The sequence below is a fragment of the Ruania halotolerans genome (assembly GCF_021049285.1).
GTDB classification, from domain to species: domain Bacteria; phylum Actinomycetota; class Actinomycetes; order Actinomycetales; family Beutenbergiaceae; genus Ruania; species Ruania halotolerans.
On record NZ_CP088017.1, the window covers coordinates 1,076,335 to 1,093,388 of the forward strand.

Annotated in this window: 13 protein-coding genes; 2 read left to right on the top strand and 11 right to left on the bottom strand. The window is 69.0% G+C overall.

The window, feature by feature from the left end:
- Positions 1-34: 34 nt before the first annotated feature.
- Positions 35-3,703 carry a transcription-repair coupling factor gene (gene mfd / locus LQF10_RS04675; protein WP_231066332.1) on the top strand — a complete coding sequence of 1,223 codons (3,669 nt, stop codon included), beginning with the start codon at positions 35-37 and terminating at the stop codon, positions 3,701-3,703.
- A gap of 19 nt (positions 3,704-3,722) precedes the next feature.
- On the opposite strand, the gene LQF10_RS04680 is transcribed toward mfd, so the two are convergent.
- From LQF10_RS04680 to LQF10_RS04730, 11 genes are all read right to left on the bottom strand, one after another.
- Positions 3,723-5,372, bottom strand: a complete 1,650-nt coding sequence (locus LQF10_RS04680) for an ABC transporter permease (protein ID WP_231066333.1) — start codon at positions 5,370-5,372, stop codon at positions 3,723-3,725.
- Positions 5,369-6,337 carry an ABC transporter ATP-binding protein gene (locus LQF10_RS04685; RefSeq protein WP_231066334.1) on the bottom strand — a complete coding sequence of 323 codons (969 nt, stop codon included), beginning with the start codon at positions 6,335-6,337 and terminating at the stop codon, positions 5,369-5,371. The genes LQF10_RS04680 and LQF10_RS04685 overlap by 4 nt, the downstream gene beginning before the upstream one ends.
- An 89-nt stretch (positions 6,338-6,426) precedes the next feature.
- Positions 6,427-7,128, bottom strand: a complete 702-nt coding sequence (locus LQF10_RS04690; protein WP_231066335.1) for a TetR/AcrR family transcriptional regulator — start codon at positions 7,126-7,128, stop codon at positions 6,427-6,429.
- Positions 7,129-7,235: 107 nt separating this feature from the next.
- Positions 7,236-7,925 (bottom strand): putative endonuclease domain-containing protein, encoded by a 690-nt coding sequence (locus LQF10_RS04695; RefSeq protein ID WP_231066336.1) that lies wholly within the window; start codon positions 7,923-7,925, stop codon positions 7,236-7,238.
- A gap of 186 nt (positions 7,926-8,111) precedes the next feature.
- Positions 8,112-9,212: a cysteine desulfurase family protein gene (locus LQF10_RS04700; protein WP_231067245.1), complete on the bottom strand. Its 1,101-nt coding sequence runs from the start codon at positions 9,210-9,212 to the stop codon at positions 8,112-8,114.
- Between the two features lie 32 nt (positions 9,213-9,244).
- Entirely contained in the window at positions 9,245-10,093 is an 849-nt protein-coding gene (nadC, locus tag LQF10_RS04705) for a carboxylating nicotinate-nucleotide diphosphorylase (RefSeq protein WP_231066337.1), read from the bottom strand.
- Positions 10,090-11,619, bottom strand: a complete 1,530-nt coding sequence (nadB, locus tag LQF10_RS04710) for an L-aspartate oxidase (RefSeq protein ID WP_231066338.1) — start codon at positions 11,617-11,619, stop codon at positions 10,090-10,092. Before nadB ends, nadC begins: the two co-directional genes overlap by 4 nt.
- Complete coding sequence (nadA, locus tag LQF10_RS04715) at positions 11,616-12,926, bottom strand: quinolinate synthase NadA (RefSeq protein ID WP_231066339.1); 1,311 nt, start codon at positions 12,924-12,926, stop codon at positions 11,616-11,618. Before nadA ends, nadB begins: the two co-directional genes overlap by 4 nt.
- Positions 12,926-13,702: an NUDIX hydrolase gene (locus tag LQF10_RS04720; RefSeq protein WP_231066340.1), complete on the bottom strand. Its 777-nt coding sequence runs from the start codon at positions 13,700-13,702 to the stop codon at positions 12,926-12,928. The genes nadA and LQF10_RS04720 overlap by 1 nt, the downstream gene beginning before the upstream one ends.
- A gap of 233 nt (positions 13,703-13,935) precedes the next feature.
- Positions 13,936-14,631: a response regulator gene (locus tag LQF10_RS04725; protein WP_231066341.1), complete on the bottom strand. Its 696-nt coding sequence runs from the start codon at positions 14,629-14,631 to the stop codon at positions 13,936-13,938.
- On the bottom strand, positions 14,628-15,890 hold the full coding sequence (locus LQF10_RS04730; protein ID WP_231066342.1) for a histidine kinase: 1,263 nt from the start codon (positions 15,888-15,890) through the stop codon (positions 14,628-14,630). The genes LQF10_RS04725 and LQF10_RS04730 overlap by 4 nt, the downstream gene beginning before the upstream one ends.
- Before the next feature lie 119 nt (positions 15,891-16,009).
- Here LQF10_RS04730 and LQF10_RS04735 point away from each other — a divergent pair, with 119 nt between their 5' ends.
- Positions 16,010-17,038: a CPBP family intramembrane glutamic endopeptidase gene (locus LQF10_RS04735; protein WP_231066343.1), complete on the top strand. Its 1,029-nt coding sequence runs from the start codon at positions 16,010-16,012 to the stop codon at positions 17,036-17,038.
- The last annotated feature ends 16 nt before the right edge of the window (positions 17,039-17,054 follow it).

A 17,054-nucleotide genomic window follows, 5' to 3' on the forward strand; every position in this document is an offset into this window, starting at 1 on the left:
GTGCTGCCCTCCTGCCGTCTGGACGAACGGACCCATGACTCTCACCGGCGTGCTTTCCGCGTTTCGTACCGACCCTGCCGTCGGGTCCCTGGTCGAGGCCGTCCCGGCCCGCGGGCCACTGTCGATCACTGCCTCCGCAGGGGCCCGCGCCCCGTTGGTTGCCGAACTCGCGATGCATGCGGACCGGCCGCTCGCGGTGGTGGTGGCCACCGGCCGCGAGGCCGACGAACTCGCCGCCGCGCTCGGCGCGTATCTGGATCCGGCCGGCATTGCCGTATTCCCCGCGTGGGAAACGCTCCCGCACGAGCGGCTCTCCCCGCGCAGCGATACGGTGGCTCGCCGGATTGCCGTGCTGCGCCGCCTTGCTCATCCGGATGCCGGTGATATCGCCGCCGCCGGATCAGGAACTCCGATCCGGGTTCTCGTGCTCCCGGTGCGCGCCATGCTTCAGCCAGTGGTGGCGGGCCTTGGAGATCTCCAGCCCGTGGCACTGCGCGCCGGCGACACGGCGCCCATGGAGGATGTGATCGACCGGCTCGTCGCTGCGGCATACACCCGGGTGGACATGGTGGAACGGCGCGGTGAGTTCGCCGTACGGGGCGGTCTGCTGGACGTCTTCGCCCCCACCGAGGCGCATCCGCAACGGATTGAGTTCTGGGGCGACGATGTGGAGGAGATCCGCTGGTTCTCCGCGGCTGACCAGCGCTCTCTCGAGGTGAGCGAGGATGGCATGTGGGCGCCGCCCACCCGCGAGATCCTGCTCACCGATGAGGTTCGCCAGCGTGCTGCCGATCTGATCCCCACGCTGCCCGGTGCGGCGGAGATGCTGGAGAAGCTGAGCCAGGGCATCGCCGTGGACGGGATGGAGTCCCTCGCGCCCGTGCTGGCCGGCGAGATGGTGCCATTCCTGGACCTGGTGCCTGCGGACACGCTGCTCATGCTGCTCGACCCGGAGCGGATCCGTCGTCGCTCGCACGATCTGGTGGCCACCACCGAGGAGTTCCTCGCCGCGGCATGGACCTCCGCGGCCGCCGGCGCCGACACCCCGATCGATCTCTCCCGCGCCAGCTTCGCCACCATCGAGGACACTCGTGCGATCGCGCAACGCCGCGGTCTCGGGTGGTGGCGGGTCTCCGGCTTTGCCACCGATGCCGAGTTGGCCGAGTTCGCCGAGCCGGATGATCCCATCGAAGATGAGGAGCACGACGGCGGACGTGCCGTCCGTGTGAACACACGGGACGTCGAGGGGTACCGGGGGGAGACGGCGCGCGCGGTCGCCGACCTGAAAGACCTCACCCGGGCGGGGTGGCGCCTGATCCTGGTGACCGAGGGCGCGGGACCGGCCCGGCGCATGGTCGAACAGCTCCTCGAAGCCGAGGTTCCCGCGCGGCTCGTCGCCGAGATCGAACCTGCAGGCGCGGAGGCTCGGGCCGGAGAGGATCCGGACCTTCCCCCGGCGGGTGTGGTGCTCGTGACCACCGCCAGTATCGGGCGCGGGTTCGTCGCCGAGGACCTCCGCCTCGCGGTCTTCACCGAGGCCGATCTCACCGGCCGGGCAGGCTCTTCCACCCGGGATATGCGCACGTTGCCGTCGAAGCGGCGCAACGTCGTCGATCCGCTGGCCCTACGGCCGGGAGATTACGTGGTGCATGAGCAGCACGGTGTCGGCCGGTTCGTCGAGTTGATCCAGCGCACGGTCGGCGTCGGGAAGTCGGCGGTCACCCGCGAGTACATGGTGATCGAGTACGCGGCCTCGAAGCGGAACCAACCGGGTGACCGGCTCTTCGTACCCACCGACTCGCTCGACCAGGTCACCAAGTACACCGGTGGCGAGTCACCGAGCCTGAACAAGATGGGCGGCTCGGATTGGGCCAAGACCAAGGGCCGTGCCCGGCGTGCCATCAAGGAGATCGCCGGTGAGTTGATCCGGCTCTACTCGGCACGGATGGCCACCGAGGGGCACGCCTTCGGCCCGGACACTCCCTGGCAACGTGAGCTGGAGGACGCCTTCGCGTTCGTGGAGACGCCCGATCAGCTCTCCAGCATCGACGAGGTCAAGGCAGATATGGAGAAGGCGGTCCCGATGGACCGGCTCATCTCCGGTGATGTGGGCTACGGCAAGACCGAGATCGCCGTCCGGGCTGCCTTCAAAGCCGTCCAGGACGGCAAGCAGGTGGCTGTGCTGGTGCCCACGACGTTGCTCGTGCAACAGCACCTGGATACCTTCACCGAGCGCTACACCGGCTTCCCCGTCACCGTGAAGGCCCTCTCCCGGTTCCAGACCGGCGCGGAGGCCGCCGCCGTTCGTGAGGGTGTGCACTCCGGTGCGGTGGATGTGGTGATCGGTACGCACCGGATCCTCACCGGGGAGGTGCACTTCAAGAACCTCGGACTCGTGGTGATCGACGAGGAACAGCGTTTCGGTGTGGAGCACAAGGAGACGCTCAAACAGTTGCGCACCAATGTGGACGTGCTGGCCATGTCAGCAACCCCGATCCCACGCACTCTCGAGATGGCCGTGACAGGCATCCGGGAGATGTCCACCCTCGCCACCCCGCCGGAGGAGCGGCACCCGGTCCTCACCTATGTGGGTGCCTACGCGCAGAAGCAGATCTCCGCTGCGATCCGCCGCGAGCTGCTTCGTGAGGGCCAGGTCTTCTACGTGCACAACCGGGTGGAGTCCATCGACCGCACCGCCGCCAAGCTCCGCGAACTCGTTCCGGATGCCCGCATCGCCGTGGCCCACGGGAAGATGAACGAACACGAGCTCGAACGTGTGATCGTGGATTTCTGGGAGCGGCGCTTCGATGTGCTCGTGTGCACCACGATCGTGGAGACCGGGTTGGACATCTCCAACGCCAACACCCTCATCGTCGAGCGCGCCGACCTGTTCGGTCTCTCTCAACTGCACCAGCTGCGGGGCCGGGTGGGCCGTGGGCGTGAACGGGCCTACGCCTACTTCCTGTATCCGCCGGAGAAGCCGCTGACCGAGACTGCCCACGAACGCCTGCAGACGATCGCCGCACACACCGACCTTGGGGCGGGCATCCAGGTGGCGATGAAGGACCTGGAGATTCGTGGGGCCGGCAACCTGCTCGGGGGTGAACAGTCCGGGCACATCGCCGGAGTGGGTTTCGACCTCTACGTGCGGATGGTCTCCGAGGCTGTCGCCGCATTCAAGGATGAGGAACCGCAGGAGCTGGCCGACCTCAAGGTGGAGCTGCCGATCGACGCGCACGTGCCACACGACTACATCGCTCACGAACGGTTGCGACTCGAGGCGTACACCAAGCTCTCCCAGGCGGGGGACGCCGTCGCTCTGGACGCCGTGCGGGAGGAATTGCTGGACCGGTACGGGCCGGTTCCCGAACCGGTCGAGCGGCTGTTCGCCGTCGCTGGTTTGCGGGTGAAGGCCCGCGCGGCGGGCCTGGCCGACATCACCACGCAAGGCAAGTACATCCGGTTCGCCCCGGTGGAGCTGGCTGAATCCGCTCAACTCCGCCTCAAGCGGCTTTACCCCGGCACGGTGCTCAAGCCCGCGGTCCGCACGGTGTTGGTGCCCGGGCCGACGACGTCCCGCGTGGGTGGCACGCCGCTGCGGGACCAGGCGCTGCTGACCTGGGTCGGTGAACTGATCGATGCGGTGATCGCCCCGGATGCGACCGTGGCGGCAGCTGCCACGGTCGCATCCCGGTCCACCTGAGAGTTTCCGGCCAGCGCCCTCAGGTCGTGGTCAGGTCCCGGCGGCGGAACGCCAGCAGTCCGGCCATGGTCAGTCCAGCGGCGATCACCAGCTGGATCAGGAGCGGTGCCCAGGTGATGCCTTCGGCCGGCACTCCCGGAGTGTGATGCCACGGGGACACCCAGAGCAGCGCCTCCGGCAGGTCCAGCAGCGTTCCGAAGAACGCCGTCAGACCGGAGAAGGCCACCCAGGCCGAGGCGATCGGCAGCAGGCGCGGGGAGACTCCGTACAGCAGGGTGGCGACGCCGATCACCATGAGCACCGCGGGCGCCCCCACCAGACCTGCCACGGCCATATCACCCAGCAGGGTCCAGTCCTCGGTGGCAAGAGCCGCCGTCACCCCGGTCGCTACGCAAGCGAGCACCAGCAGTACGACCGCCGAGAGGGCAATGACCAGCACGTATCCGGCGAGCCAGGTGGACCGGCTGGTCGCAGTGGCGAGGACCGGCTCGGCGCGACCGTCGGTCTCCTCCGTGCGCACCTTCAGGATCGCGAGCAGTGCGAATATGGCCACGGTCACGATCAGCATGAGCGTGAGGGTGCGGAGATAACCCAGCAGCGGATCCGCTCCGCCGGCGATGATCTGCGCCATCTCCTCACCCATATCCGCGAACGAGTCCACCAATGGGCTCGCCGTGGTGCCATAGACGAGCCCGCCCACGATCAGGGCGATCGCCCAGCCGCGCACACTCCCGGACAGCAGGCGCCAGGAGAGCGCGAATGGCGTTCGCAACCACGCCGGTGCGCTCGCGGGCCCTGGCCGCGTGGCTCGCAGACCCGCCCCGAGATCGCGGCGCGTGGAGAGCCGGTAGCCGAGCGCGATCAACCCGGCGGCCACGATCACCGAGATCAGCAGGGGCCACCACCGCTCGTCAGAGAACGCCCGGGTCTGCTGGGACCACGCGAACGGGGTGAGCCAGGAGAGTGCGTTGCCGTGGTCGCTGCTCAGGTCCCCGGCCGCTCGGAGCACGTAGGCGCCACCGAGTACGGCGCCCGCGATTCCACTGGAAACCCGGGAGTACTCGCTGATCTGCACGGCAGTGAACGTGACCCCGGCGAACACCAGCCCGAACAGGCCGATCCCGAGCGCCACGAGTAGCGCACTGGACTGCGACGGTGACTCGAATGCGAGCAGACCGCCGAAGACCACCAGGGTGATCAGGACGTTGCTGATCACCACCATGATGAGAGTGGCGGTGAGCGGGGCGTGTCGTCCCACGACGTTCGCCCGGACCAGCTCGGCCCGCCCGGTCTGCTCCTCCACGCGAGTGTGCCGGGACACGAGCAGGATGTTCATCAGTGCCGCAGCGAGCATGAAGTACATGACGTAGATCGCGGTGAAGAACGTGAAGTAACTCAGATCGTCCCCGAGTCCGTAGCCGGGGCCGCCAAGGAGGGCGACCATCGGCCCTTCGGTGAACGCGGCGAGCCCGGCGAGCTCGGCCTCGGTGGGGAACAGGGTCTGGAAGGCGGTGAAGAAGTAGGGCACGAAGATGCCGATGCCGAGCACCCAGGCGGGAAGGCGGATCCGGTCCCGGCGGAGCATGAACCGTAGCAATGTGCCGGTTCCGGTCAGCGTGCCGCTGCTGGGGGCCTCGGCGCGCGCTGGGGCAACGGTGGCGGCGGTCATCGAGTGCTCCCGGTGTGCTTGCCCGTGCCCGTGCCCGCGGCGACCGGCGCGGCGCCGGTGGTGATGGTGCTGCGGGAGTCCTCATCGCTGCCGTAGTGGCGCAACAGGAGCTGCTCCAGCGTGGGCGGGTGCGCCACGATCGAAGAGATGCCCAACGGAGCCAGCTCGTTCATCACGGCCCCGACCTGCTCACCGTCCACTTCGAATCTCGTTTCGCCGTCGACCACGCGCAGATCGTGGACGCCGGGGCGGGTGGCGAGGGTGTCCGCCGTCGCTTCGGTGCGCACCGCGACGGTGGTGCGCGTCAGGTGGCGCAGTTCGGCCAAGGTACCCGTCTCGATCGTTGCCCCGGCGCGCACGATCGAGACGCGGTCGGCGAGTGCCTCCACCTGGGCGAGGATGTGGCTGGAGAGCAGCACGGAGACGCCCTTCTCCTTCGCCTCACGGATGCACTCCTGGAAGACGGCCTCCATCAGCGGATCCAGCCCGGCAGTCGGCTCGTCGAGGATGAGCAGATCCACCTCGCTGGCCAGGGCGGCCACGAGGGCGACTTTCTGCCGGTTGCCCTTGGAGTAGGTGCGCCCCTTCTTGCGCAGATCGAGGTCGAACCGGTCTGCGAGGGAGGCCACCAGGGATGGATCGGCTCCGCCACGAAGCCGGGTGAAGACGTCGATCGCCTCCCCGCCGGTGAGGGTTGGCCACAGCTCCACGTCACCGGGCACGTAGGCCAGGCGGCGATGCAGCGCGACGGCGTCCCCAGCCGGGTCCTGCCCGAACAGCTGGGCGGTGCCCGAGGTGGGCCGCAGCAGGCCGAGCAGGATCCGGATGGTGGTGGTCTTGCCGGCGCCGTTCGGGCCGAGCAGGCCGTGTACCTCACCGGGGGTGACGCGCAGGTCGAGGCCGTCGAGTGCGCGGGTGCGGCCGTAGTCTTTGATCAGGTTCTCGATGTGGATGACGTCGGTCATCAGGGCTCCTCTGAAGGGGCGACGGAGGGTCCGTCGCGCAGTGGATCCGGATCCTGTCCGGGTGGTTCGGGATGCGCTCCGCGTGGTGCTCAGCGGCGGGCGTCCTGAGGAGGATCGGTGGCCACGTCGTGGGGCACCGGTGCAGCGGGTTGCCCCTGCTGGGCGGAGATGGCGTCGAGCACCCGGCTGTCGGTGAACAGACCGTGCGTGTAGACCTCGAGGGTGGGGAGCATCGAGGAGGCCATGAACTCGCGCATCATCGCGCCCGGATCCACCTGGCGCTCGCGCCCGAGCTGGATCTGCAGCAGCATCGCACCGAGGCCCGAGTAGGTGAGGTAGCGAGCTCGCGCCTCCGGGTCCCGGCTCGGGCGAATCATGCCGGTGCGCTCCCCTTCGGCGAGGTATTCGACGGCATCGGAGATCATGTGCTCGACGAGGTCGCGGGCTAGGGGGCCGCCGTCGATGAGGCTGGTGAGGATGTACCCGAGGATGGGTGCGTACTGCTCCATGTGGGCGAACTGCTCGAGCAGGGTACGGGTGTCCCCGGCGGCCACCGAGGCTGACTTCGCCTCGTGCACCACGGCGCGGACATGTTCGTCGCAGGCGCGGCGCAGACCGTCCTTGGAGCCGTAGTGCCGGATCACCAGTGCGGCGCTGACGCCGGCGTCGGAGGCGATCTCGCGCAGCCCGACGCCGAAGCCGTCCACGCCGAACCGGCGCACGGCAGCGGCACGGATCCGCTCCGGTGTGCTGCCCGGCTGCGGAGTCTCGTTCGACGTCTGGTCCACCATGTGACCAGTGTAAACAGTTGTTTACAGCTAGGGCAACTGAGAGACGTAGGCAACTGAGAGACGTATCCGCGCGACGCGTTGCCTCGATCTGTCGGCGCGCATGCAGTTCAGGCGACAGATTGGGGCAACGCGCGGGCCGATCTGGTCGGTGGTCGCCAGCCTCGGCCGATCAAGGTCCGTTGGATCTGGTCGATCACCGCGGGGAGGTTTCTGCGGTAGTGGGACCGGTTCACCCGGATCACCAGCCACCCGGCTCCGGCCAGACCGTTGAGACGGTCGATGTCGTGGCTGTACTGACGGTCAGCGGTTGCCAGGAATCGTCCCTCATCATCGATGATCTCCCACCCGTCACCGAGAATCACGAGCTCACGAAGGGAAAGGGAGTCGGCGAGGTGCAGCCACACGCTCACGGGGGATGCGATGCGTAGCCCACGCACGTTGCGGACTTGTGTATAGCTGCTGTTGAGTCGATGGCCGCGGATGCGCGTTCCGCGGGGTGCGCGCGCTGGAGCGAGCACTGCCATGTCAAGTCGCTCGTCGGCACGTATCGGCGTGGGCAACCCGTGCAAGCGAGCCGCGGTGAGATGCGAGACGAAGGTGTCCGGCCGGGGCACCTGGTAGGCCAGGCATCGCTCGCGGAGGCTGAGCTCGTCCGGCGCAGGGATGCGCAGTCCGTGGAACGGGGCGGCGAGATCGTCGCGGCGTAGTCGCTCGATATGGACTCCCGAATCGAGCGCGTGACGCACCGTGAACATGGCATGGCGGAGGTCGTCGGGAAGCGGGCGCGGATTCGACATTCGCTCAGCATCGCGCTCAGTCCGCAACCGTTGCAGCGGCGATGGCGCGAGCTGTGGATGCAGCACCCTGTCCACAAGACACCCGACGGGTTGCCCCCATCTGTCGCCACCGCCCTCGGGGAGGCGACAGAACGAGGCAATACGCGGGCTGGGGTGGTGAGGATATGAGCGCCCTGCTCGGGGCGGCTAGGTGACGAGGGTCCCGACCGCGTCGGCCACCAGGTCCGCGGCACCGGTCAACTCCACCTCGTCCACATCCGCCCCCGCCGTGAACCGCACGGACGTCTGCGCCACCTCAGGAGCGATCCCGCAGGCGAGCAGCACGTGTGAGGGTTCGTCGGATCCGGCCGCACAGGCCGATCCACTCGAGCTGATCACCCCGCGCCGCTCCAACTCCACCAGCACAGCCTCACCGGACACCCCCGGGAAGCAGAAGGAGGCGTGATTCGGCAGGCGAGACTCCGGCGCCCCGGTGAGCACCGCCGTCGGGACCAGCTCGAGCACGCGCGCGGTGAATGCCGCCATCGCCTCTCCGACCCGCTCCACCTGCGCCGCCCGTGCGGATTCGGCGAGACTCAGCGCCACACCGAGCGCCACCGCTGCCGGCACGTTCTCCGTACCGGACCGCCGGTTCCGCTCCTGTCCGCCACCGTGCAGCACTGGCTCCACCGGCAACCGGCCACGGAGAAACACGGCCCCGATGCCCTTCCCCGCGCCCACCTTGTGACCGGAGAGGGAGAGGGCATCGACCCCGAGCGCCCCGACGTCGAGACTGAGCCAGCCCGCCGCCTGCACCGCATCGGTATGCACCAATGCCCCCGCCGCGTGGGCCACCTCGGCGAGCGCCGCAATGTCCTGTACCGTGCCGATCTCGTTGTTCGCCAGCGCAATGCTCACCAGCGTGCTGTCCTCCCGCAGCACCGCTCGCAACGCCTCGGGGGTCACGACTCCTTCGCCGGTCACCGCCGCCATGGACACCTCGAACCCGTGCACCCGGCGCAGATAGTCCACCGACTCCAGGACCGCCTCGTGCTCGGTCGCCGCCGTCACCAGGTGCCGCCCACGCGGGTTCGCCAGTGCGAGCCCTTTGATGGCCACGTTGTCGCCCTCGGTGCCGCCGGAGGTGAACGTCACCTCGCTCGCCCGGCACCCCAGCACCGCTGCCACCTGACGGCGCGCGCCCCGCAACCCAGCCGCCGCCCGCTCACCGAGCGTGTGGTGACTGGACGGGTTCCCGAACTCACCCGTCAGGTAGGGCCACATGGCTTCCAGCGCCTCTCGGCGCATCGCCGTGGTCGCCGCCGCATCGAGGTAGAGCGTCACTCGACCACGACGTCCAGTCCCAGATCGAGCGCCGGTGCCGAATGCGTCAGGGCACCCACGCTGATCACGTCCACTCCAGTCTCGGCCACGGCCCGCACGGTTTCCAGACCGATCGCCCCACTGGCCTCCACGATCGCGCGCCCTGCGATCAGGGCCACTGCGCTACGCAGGTCCTCGAGTGAGAAATTGTCCAGCATGATCGTGTCCACGCCCGCGGCGAGCACCGGTTCGATCTGCTCGATGCGATCGACCTCCACCTCCACATGGGTGGTGTGCCCGAGCTGCTGCTTCGCAGCGAGAATCGCCTCCGTCACCCCGATGCCGGCAGCGCGGGCCACGGCGAGGTGGTTGTCCTTGACCATCACCGCATCCGAGAGCGAGAACCGGTGATTGTGCCCGCCGCCGGCCCGTACCGCGTGCTTCTCCAATGCGCGCAGCCCTGGTGTGGTCTTCCGGGTGTCGACGATCCGCACACCGGTTCCGGCCACCGCGTCCACGAACGCCGCAGTGAGCGTGGCGATCCCGGACATCCGCTGCAGGAAGTTCAGCGCGATCCGTTCGGCTCGCAGCACTCCGCGTGCTGGGCCCTGCACCCGGGCGAGAGCGTCGCCGCGGCTGAACGTCATCCCGTCAACGCTTTGCCAGCGCACCACGGTGCCGGAATCGACGAGCCGGAAAGCGGCGCTCGCCACGTCCGCCCCGGCCAAGGTGCCGTCGGTACGGGCGCGCAGCTGCGCTGTTGCATACGCCGACGGCGGCACGAACGCCTCGCAGGTGACGTCCCCCCACGGGGCGTCCTCAGCGAGCGCTGCGGCCACCACGGTCTCGATGTGTGCCGGCGTCATGGGGTCCTCTCCAATACTCGCGTGTGATCGATACGGTGATGCGCACCCATCGAGGTGGTCCGCAGCCGAGCGGCTCGCGCGGTGAGCCGAGCGAGCAGCAGCAGATTGGCATCCTCATGGGCGCCCAGGTCGTCACCGGCCTCGCTCCCCGCCTGGTCACCGTCTGCCCAGCCGGCGAAGGTCTGCTCGGCGCCGGCCAGCTCGTCCCCGTCCCGGCCCAGCCCGACGGCGTCCCACATGAGGTTCTGCATGCTCGCCCGGGTGCACCTCGGCCGGGCACCGGCCGGGGAGGAGGCGGTGATCGCCGGGTCGTTCTGATCCGCAGCCAGGTCGAGCTCGGGCGCCCATGCCCCGGAGTCGCTACTGGTCGCCAGCGCCGCCCGGTGCCCGAATACCGCCCCTTCGAGCAGGGAGTTGGAGGCCAGCCGGTTTGCCCCGTGCACACCGGTGCGGGCCACCTCCCCGACGGCGTAGAGCCCCGGGATGCTGGTGCGCCCCGCCAGGTCCGTGCTCACCCCGCCCATCCAATAGTGCGCGGCCGGGGTGATCGGCACCGGTTCACTCGCCCAGTCCAGACCAGCCGCCCGCACGGCGGCATCGATGCTGGGGAACCGTTCGGCGAGCCGGGCCGCCCCGAGTGCGATGGCGTCCAGGCGCACCGGAGCCCCCGTGCTGCGCATCCGGTCCGCGACGGCGCGTGCCACCACATCCCGAGGGGCGAGTTCGGCATCGGGGTGCACGCCCATCATGAAGCGCACCCCGTGGGCGTCACGCAGCACGGCGCCCTCTCCGCGCACCGCCTCGGAGACGAGGAAGTTGCCTGGGAGCGCGAGCGTGGTGGGGTGGAACTGGTAGAACTCCAGATCGGCCAATGCGGCCCCGGCCCGCGCTGCCAGAGCCACACCGTCACCGGTGGCCACGTCCGGATTGGAGGTGAACGGGTACAGCTGCCCTGCCCCGCCGGTGGCCAGCACCACAGCGTCGGCTTCGATCTCTACCTGCCCGCCGCCGGAGGTGAGGGCGCGTACGCCACGCACGCGAGCGCCGTCGGCGATCAACTCGGTGACCAGGGTGTGCCCCCGCACCTCGATGCCTGCCCGTGCCGCGGTGGCCAGGAGAGCATCGGCGATCCCGGCCCCGGTGGCGTCCCCGCCGGCGTGCAGGATCCGCGCCACCGAGTGCGCGGCCTCCAGCCCCCGGGAGAGGCCGCCACCGGCGGTGCGGTCGAATGGCACCCCGGCGGCGATCAGGTCAGCGATCCGGTCCGCACCGTCCGCGCACAGTGCCTGCACGGCCCGGGGATCGCAGTGCCCGGCCCCGGCCGTGAGCGTGTCCGAGACGTGCGCGGCCACGCTGTCTCCGGGAGCGGGTGGCTCGGTGACCGCAGCGATCCCGCCTTGGGCGGCGTAGGTGTTGCTGGCCGCGGGCTCGGCCTTGGTGAGCACCATCACCTGCTCGGGGCGGGGGTGGGCCAGGGCGGTGATCAATCCTGCGATACCGGTGCCTACAACGAGGGTCCGGGTCATTGCTGTGCCTTCGACGGCGTCACCGGGGGCTTGGCGGCGAGCATCCGTTCCAGGGCCAGGCGGGCCGGCTCCGCCACGTCGTCGGGAACCTGGATCTGGTTCACTACCGTGCCCTCAACGAGGGACTCCAGCGCCCAGGCCAGGTAGCCCGGGTGGATCCGGTACATCGTGGAGCACGGGCACACCACCGGGTCGAGGCAGAAGATGGTGTGCTGCGGGTACTCGGCGGCCAGCCGCTGCACGAGGTTGATCTCGGTGCCGATCGCGAACGTGGTGGGCTCGGTGGCCGCGGCGATGGCCTTGGTGATGTAGTCGGTGGAGCCCGACTCATCGGCAGCATCCACCACGGGCATCGGGCACTCCGGGTGCACGATCACCCGGACGCCGGGGTGCTCGGCGCGGGCGGCCTCGATCTGGGGAACGGTGAACCGGCGGTGCACGGAGCAGAACCCGTGCCAGAGGATCACCTGGGCATCGGTGAGGGACTGCTCATCGTTCCCGCCAAGCGGCTTGTTCGGGTTCCACATCGGCATCCGGTCCAGGGAGATGCCCATCGCCTTGGCGGTGTTGCGGCCCAAGTGCTGATCCGGGAAGAACAGCACCCGCTGGCCGCGCTCGAACGCCCACTCCAGAACGGTGGCGGCGTTCGAGGAGGTGCACACGATGCCGCCATTGCGGCCGCAGAACCCCTTGAGGGCGGCGGAGGAGTTCATGTAGGTGACGGGGATGACGGGCTGGAGAGTATCGGGGGTGGTGTCAGTGTTGTCCCGATACACCTCCATGAGCTGCTCCCAGCACTCCTCCACCTGGTCGATATCAGCCATATCGGCCATTGAGCAGCCGGCGGCGAGGTTCGGCAGGATCACGGCCTGCTCGGGTTCGGAGAGCAGATCGGCGGTCTCGGCCATGAAGTGCACACCGCAGAACACGATCGCCTCGGCGTTCGGGCGGGTGAGGGAGGCGTTCGCGAGCTGGAAGGAGTCGCCCACGAAGTCGGCGTGCGCGAGGATCTCATCCCGCTGGTAGAAGTGGCCGAGGATGACCACTCGATCACCGAGCGTGTCCTTCGCGGCGCGGATGCGCGCGTGCAGCTCCTCGTTGGAGGCGCTCTTGTAGGACTCCGGCAACTCACCCTGGCGCGGTGCGGTGGTAGGGATCTCATCGGCCATCGAGGCACCGGGCCCGTACCCGGGCTGCGGATCGAACGCCCACGGGCCCTGCGCCAGATCGGGACTGCAGGTGCTTCCCGGTGCCTGCTGGGTGGTGATCAGCTGGATGCGGGTGTCGACGGAGGCGGTCTGGCTCATCAGGAGCTCCTCGTGGCCGGGGGAGTGGTGCTTGGGTCAGGGGTCGGTGAGTCGGTGCGGGTGGTGGTGCGCGCCAGCGGTCCGAGGTCCACTGGGGCGATCGCGGTGTTGTAGCGGTAGAGCCTGGCTGGGCGATGTCGCCCGCCGGTGCGGAAGAACTCCGTGGGTACGACGGCGTCGCTCGCCTCCACCTGCCGGCGGAAGTTGGCGGGGTCGAGGGTGCGCTGCAGGACGAGTTCATGCACCTCTCGCAGCTCGCGGAGGGTGAAGACGTCACCGAGGAAGGCATGTGCGATCCGGGAGTACTCCACTTTGGTGCGCAGCCGCCACAGGGCGTAGTCCACGATCAGGTTGTGGTCGAAAGCGAGATCGGGGAGCTGGTCGGCGGCGAGCCACCGCACGTTCTGCCCCACACGGGCGCGAGCTGCCTCACCCTGGCTCACCAGCGCCCAGTAGACGATCGAGACAACCCGTTCGCACGGAGTTGTGCCCTGCGTGCCGCCGGAGCGGTCCGGTTCCCCGAACGCATAGAGCTGTTCCAGGTAGGTCGGTCGCAGCCCGGTGGTCTCTTCCAGGGTGCGCGCGGCGGCGTCGGTGAGCCCCTCATCGCCGTGGAGCGGCCCGCCGGGGAGGGCCCAGTAGCCGTCATAGGGCTCACGGACCCGGCAGACCAGCGGGAGGGAGAGCACCGGGCGAGCGGCGTCCGCGCCGGTGCGCGCGGAGCGGCGATCCGGCTCGCGCAGGGCGAAGATCACGGTGGAGACGGCGAGCTGCACGGGATCCTCCCACCCGGTCGGGGGCCTTGTAGGAGTTAAGAGTACACCTGACCTGTACTCGCCACCGCACTTAGGGTCGCTGAGTCTGTAACTCGGCGCGAGTCATGGAGCGAGCCCTCTGCTTCCTCGGTTTTCCCGGCGTGATTGCGCCAGCGGTCCTCGTCAGCGGGGGCACGCGTGGTTTCCCGGAGAGGGCTGGGCAGGAGCAGCCCGCTCGGCCAGAACGACGCAGATCAGGTCGTGTGCTCGAGGAAGCGGAGCGCGAGTTGCACGCGGTTCGTCACCTGCAGCTTCTCGAACAGGTGAGCCAGGTGGGTCTTGACTGTGGTGGTGCTGACGTACATCGCCTCGGCGATCTCTGAGTTCGTCAGCCCCTGTGCCACGAACGTGCCTACCTCCCACTCCCGTGGAGTGATCGCCCCCATGGGTGCGGCGTCCGGGCCGTGTGTGGGAGCAGCCTCTGACGGTCGACTGGTCTCTGCAGCCAGTGCCACCAAGCGAGTGAGCACAGCAGGGGAGAACTGCGGCTGACCGCTCGCGGCGTCGTGGATCGCTGCGACCACCGTCTCCGGGTGGGAATCCTTGAGCAGGAATGACACCGCTCCCGCCCGCAGCGCCTCGAGGAGATAGTCCTCGGTGTCGAACGCGGTCAACATGATCACTTGTGCGCGAATGCCTGCATCCCGGAACTGCCGGGTGGCCTCCAGCCCGCTGCACCCGGGCATGCGGATGTCCATGAGGACCACGTCGGGATCGAATGCCCGCGCCTGAGCGAGCGCCGTCGAGCCATCGGCGGCTTCGCCGACCACGGTGATGCCGTCGACCCCGTCGATCATCAGCCGTAGACCTGCGCGCATCAGGGATTCGTCGTCGGCGATGAGTACGCGCACCGGCGGCGCGGCCGCAGCGTCCAGTGCGTCCTTCCTCATCCGGTCCACGGGATGCGTACCTCCACCTCGAACAGTCCCTGCGCCGTACGGCCCGAATAGGCCGTTCCGCCCAGTATGCGGGCGCGTTCTGCCACACCGACCAGCCCCAGGCCGGTGCCGAGCCGGGCCGGATCGGGCTGAGTCACCGGATTGGTTACCTGCAGGGCCAGGTCCGCACCGGTGTGCTCCACCATGATCTCCACCGGCGCACCGGGGGCGTGCTTGCGCGCGTTCATCAGCAACTCTGAGCAAATACGGGCCACGGATACCGAGGTTGCTGGTGAACGGTGCTGCACCTCCTCGGCCGTGACTGCGCGCCATGTCACGCTCACCTGCTGACCATCGGCCCTCGCCTCATCGGCGAGCGCATCGATCGAGGACGCAGTCGGCAGCGGAGAATCGTGCGGTGCGTGCACCTCTGGTGTGTCGCTCTCGCGCAGCGCAGCGAGCACCTCGCGCAGCACCGCGTTCGCCTCCCCCGCGCACTCGTGGACGGTGCGCGCCGCAGCCCGCACCTGCTCGGGTGAGAGATCGTCGCGGTAGGACAACGCCGCGGCGTGCATTGCAATGAGGGAGAGCTGGTGCGAGAGGGAGTCGTGCATGTCCCGGGCGATCGCCCGGCGCTCATCGGCACGCGCCTGGGCCACCGACGCATCCCGGCTCTGGGCGGTGGCCTGCCGTTCGCGCTCGGCCGCAGCGGCCTGTTCACGCAATGAGGTCATCAGCGCCGCCCGCGTGCCGCGGGCGCGGCCCCACATCAGGGCTGCGACCGCCACTGCGCCGGCCATCACCAGCGCGGCGATCGTCAGGCCCACCTCCATGGGCTGCCCGGTCGTACCCGCGTGGGCCCACGTCATCCCCAGCGAACCCGTCGCCATGATCGCCAGGGCGGCACCGTCCCAGGCGTAGGAACGGCGGGTGCCGATCCGCACCAAGGCAACCAACCCCGCTGGGACTGCCCAGGCGCTCAGGCTTGCCGCGATCACGAGCAGGAGATTGCCGGTACGAGAGTGGCGCAGCGGGCCCACAGCGATCCCGGCGGCGAGACCGGTGACGACGTCCAGGGCGATGAGCCCGGAAAGCGCACCGGGCAGGACGCCCTCGTTCTCCTCGAGGGTCATGCCGAATGTCACGAGGAACACCAGCGCTCCGAGCACGCTGCAGGAGGCGGAGAGCACGAAGGCGCGCAAGCCCGTGCGTACACGCGGCGCCTCCGGCGGACGCGAGACCGGAACCGGTGGCGCTACGGGCATGGTCATCGCTCCATCGTAGGAACGCCCCGGGGCGAGCAGATCCGCCAAATGGAGGAGACCACCGTGTGCGGATTCGGACCGATCGAAGGATCCGTGTGCGCCACCCGAGAAGTCAGCCTGGACTCATGACCGCTCCTTCGCCTGCTGGGACACCGCCACAGATCACGCCCGTTCCCTATCACCGGCTGCCGCGGCTCGACGCCCGGACGGCACGGTGGTGGCGTCCGGTGACGATGCTTCTGCTCTCGGCTGCGCTCTACGCCGGGTTCGTGATTGCCGGTGGGCTCGCTCTTGTGGTTCTCGATCTGATCGTCCCGGGGCTTCCACACCCGAGTGACGCACTCGACGACCCACGTAACCCGGCGGACATGGTGCTCGGGCTCGGTATGATCGCGGCCCTCGTGCCCGCCGTCGTGCTGGGCAGCCGGTGGGGTGGCGGCCGCCGCGGCCTCATCCACTCGGTGGTGGGGCGCATGCGATGGTCCCTCATGCTGCGCGCAGGCGCGGTGGTCGTGCCGGTGTACGTCGCCGTCAACGGAATGTCGTTCCTGCTCGCCCCACCCGCCGATGCGTCAATGCCACCCCTGGGGCTCTCGCTCGCGGCCGTGATGCTGACAACCCTGGTGCTGACGCCGCTGCAATGCGCTGGGGAGGAGTATGCCTTCCGTGGTCTTCCCCAGCTCGCACTGGGTACGTGGCTGCGTTCACCCCTCTGGGGCATTGTTGTTCCGGTCCCCCTCTTTGTGCTGGGCCACGGGTACCACGCGGCGGGTCAGGTACTGATCGCTGTGTTCGCGCTGTGTACCGGCTTCCTCGTGTGGAAGAGCGGCGGTCTGGAGCTTGCGATCGTGCTGCACACCGCCAACAACCTCCCACTCGCGCTGATGGCGCCGCTGAGCCCCTCGTCCCTGCAGCAAGGGGCGGTGGATCCCGGCTCGTTCGCGATCTCCCTCGCTTTGACGCTGGGCACGACGACGGGTCTGACCTGGTGGGTCTCGCGCATCCATGGCGTGCGTTTCGTCGAACCGGTCCGCGGCGTGGGGCACGAGAGCGCGCTTGCCCGCGACGTACCTTCGGCGGATTCTGCGGCGACGGATCACACACCAGGGGGATCCGGGCTCTACGATGGTGCCGGCACCGAATCGATCCGCTGAAAGGTCTCCCGTGGCA

Excerpts from the sequence above, each read along its gene's own strand:
- nadC (WP_231066337.1), bottom strand. The coding sequence starts at position 10,093 with ATGACGCCGGCACACATCGAGACCGTGGTGGCCGCAGCGCTCGCTGAG.
- LQF10_RS04680 (WP_231066333.1), bottom strand. The coding sequence starts at position 5,372 with ATGACCGCCGCCACCGTTGCCCCAGCGCGCGCCGAGGCCCCCAGCAGC.
- LQF10_RS04730 (WP_231066342.1), bottom strand. The coding sequence starts at position 15,890 with ATGACCATGCCCGTAGCGCCACCGGTTCCGGTCTCGCGTCCGCCGGAG.
- LQF10_RS04700 (WP_231067245.1), bottom strand. The coding sequence starts at position 9,212 with ATGCGCCGAGAGGCGCTGGAAGCCATGTGGCCCTACCTGACGGGTGAG.
- LQF10_RS04695 (WP_231066336.1), bottom strand. The coding sequence starts at position 7,925 with ATGTCGAATCCGCGCCCGCTTCCCGACGACCTCCGCCATGCCATGTTC.
- LQF10_RS04725 (WP_231066341.1), bottom strand. The coding sequence starts at position 14,631 with ATGAGGAAGGACGCACTGGACGCTGCGGCCGCGCCGCCGGTGCGCGTA.
- LQF10_RS04685 (WP_231066334.1), bottom strand. The coding sequence starts at position 6,337 with ATGACCGACGTCATCCACATCGAGAACCTGATCAAAGACTACGGCCGC.
- LQF10_RS04690 (WP_231066335.1), bottom strand. The coding sequence starts at position 7,128 with ATGGTGGACCAGACGTCGAACGAGACTCCGCAGCCGGGCAGCACACCG.
- nadB (WP_231066338.1), bottom strand. The coding sequence starts at position 11,619 with ATGACCCGGACCCTCGTTGTAGGCACCGGTATCGCAGGATTGATCACC.
- mfd (WP_231066332.1), top strand. The coding sequence starts at position 35 with ATGACTCTCACCGGCGTGCTTTCCGCGTTTCGTACCGACCCTGCCGTC.
- LQF10_RS04735 (WP_231066343.1), top strand. The coding sequence starts at position 16,010 with ATGACCGCTCCTTCGCCTGCTGGGACACCGCCACAGATCACGCCCGTT.
- nadA (WP_231066339.1), bottom strand. The coding sequence starts at position 12,926 with ATGAGCCAGACCGCCTCCGTCGACACCCGCATCCAGCTGATCACCACC.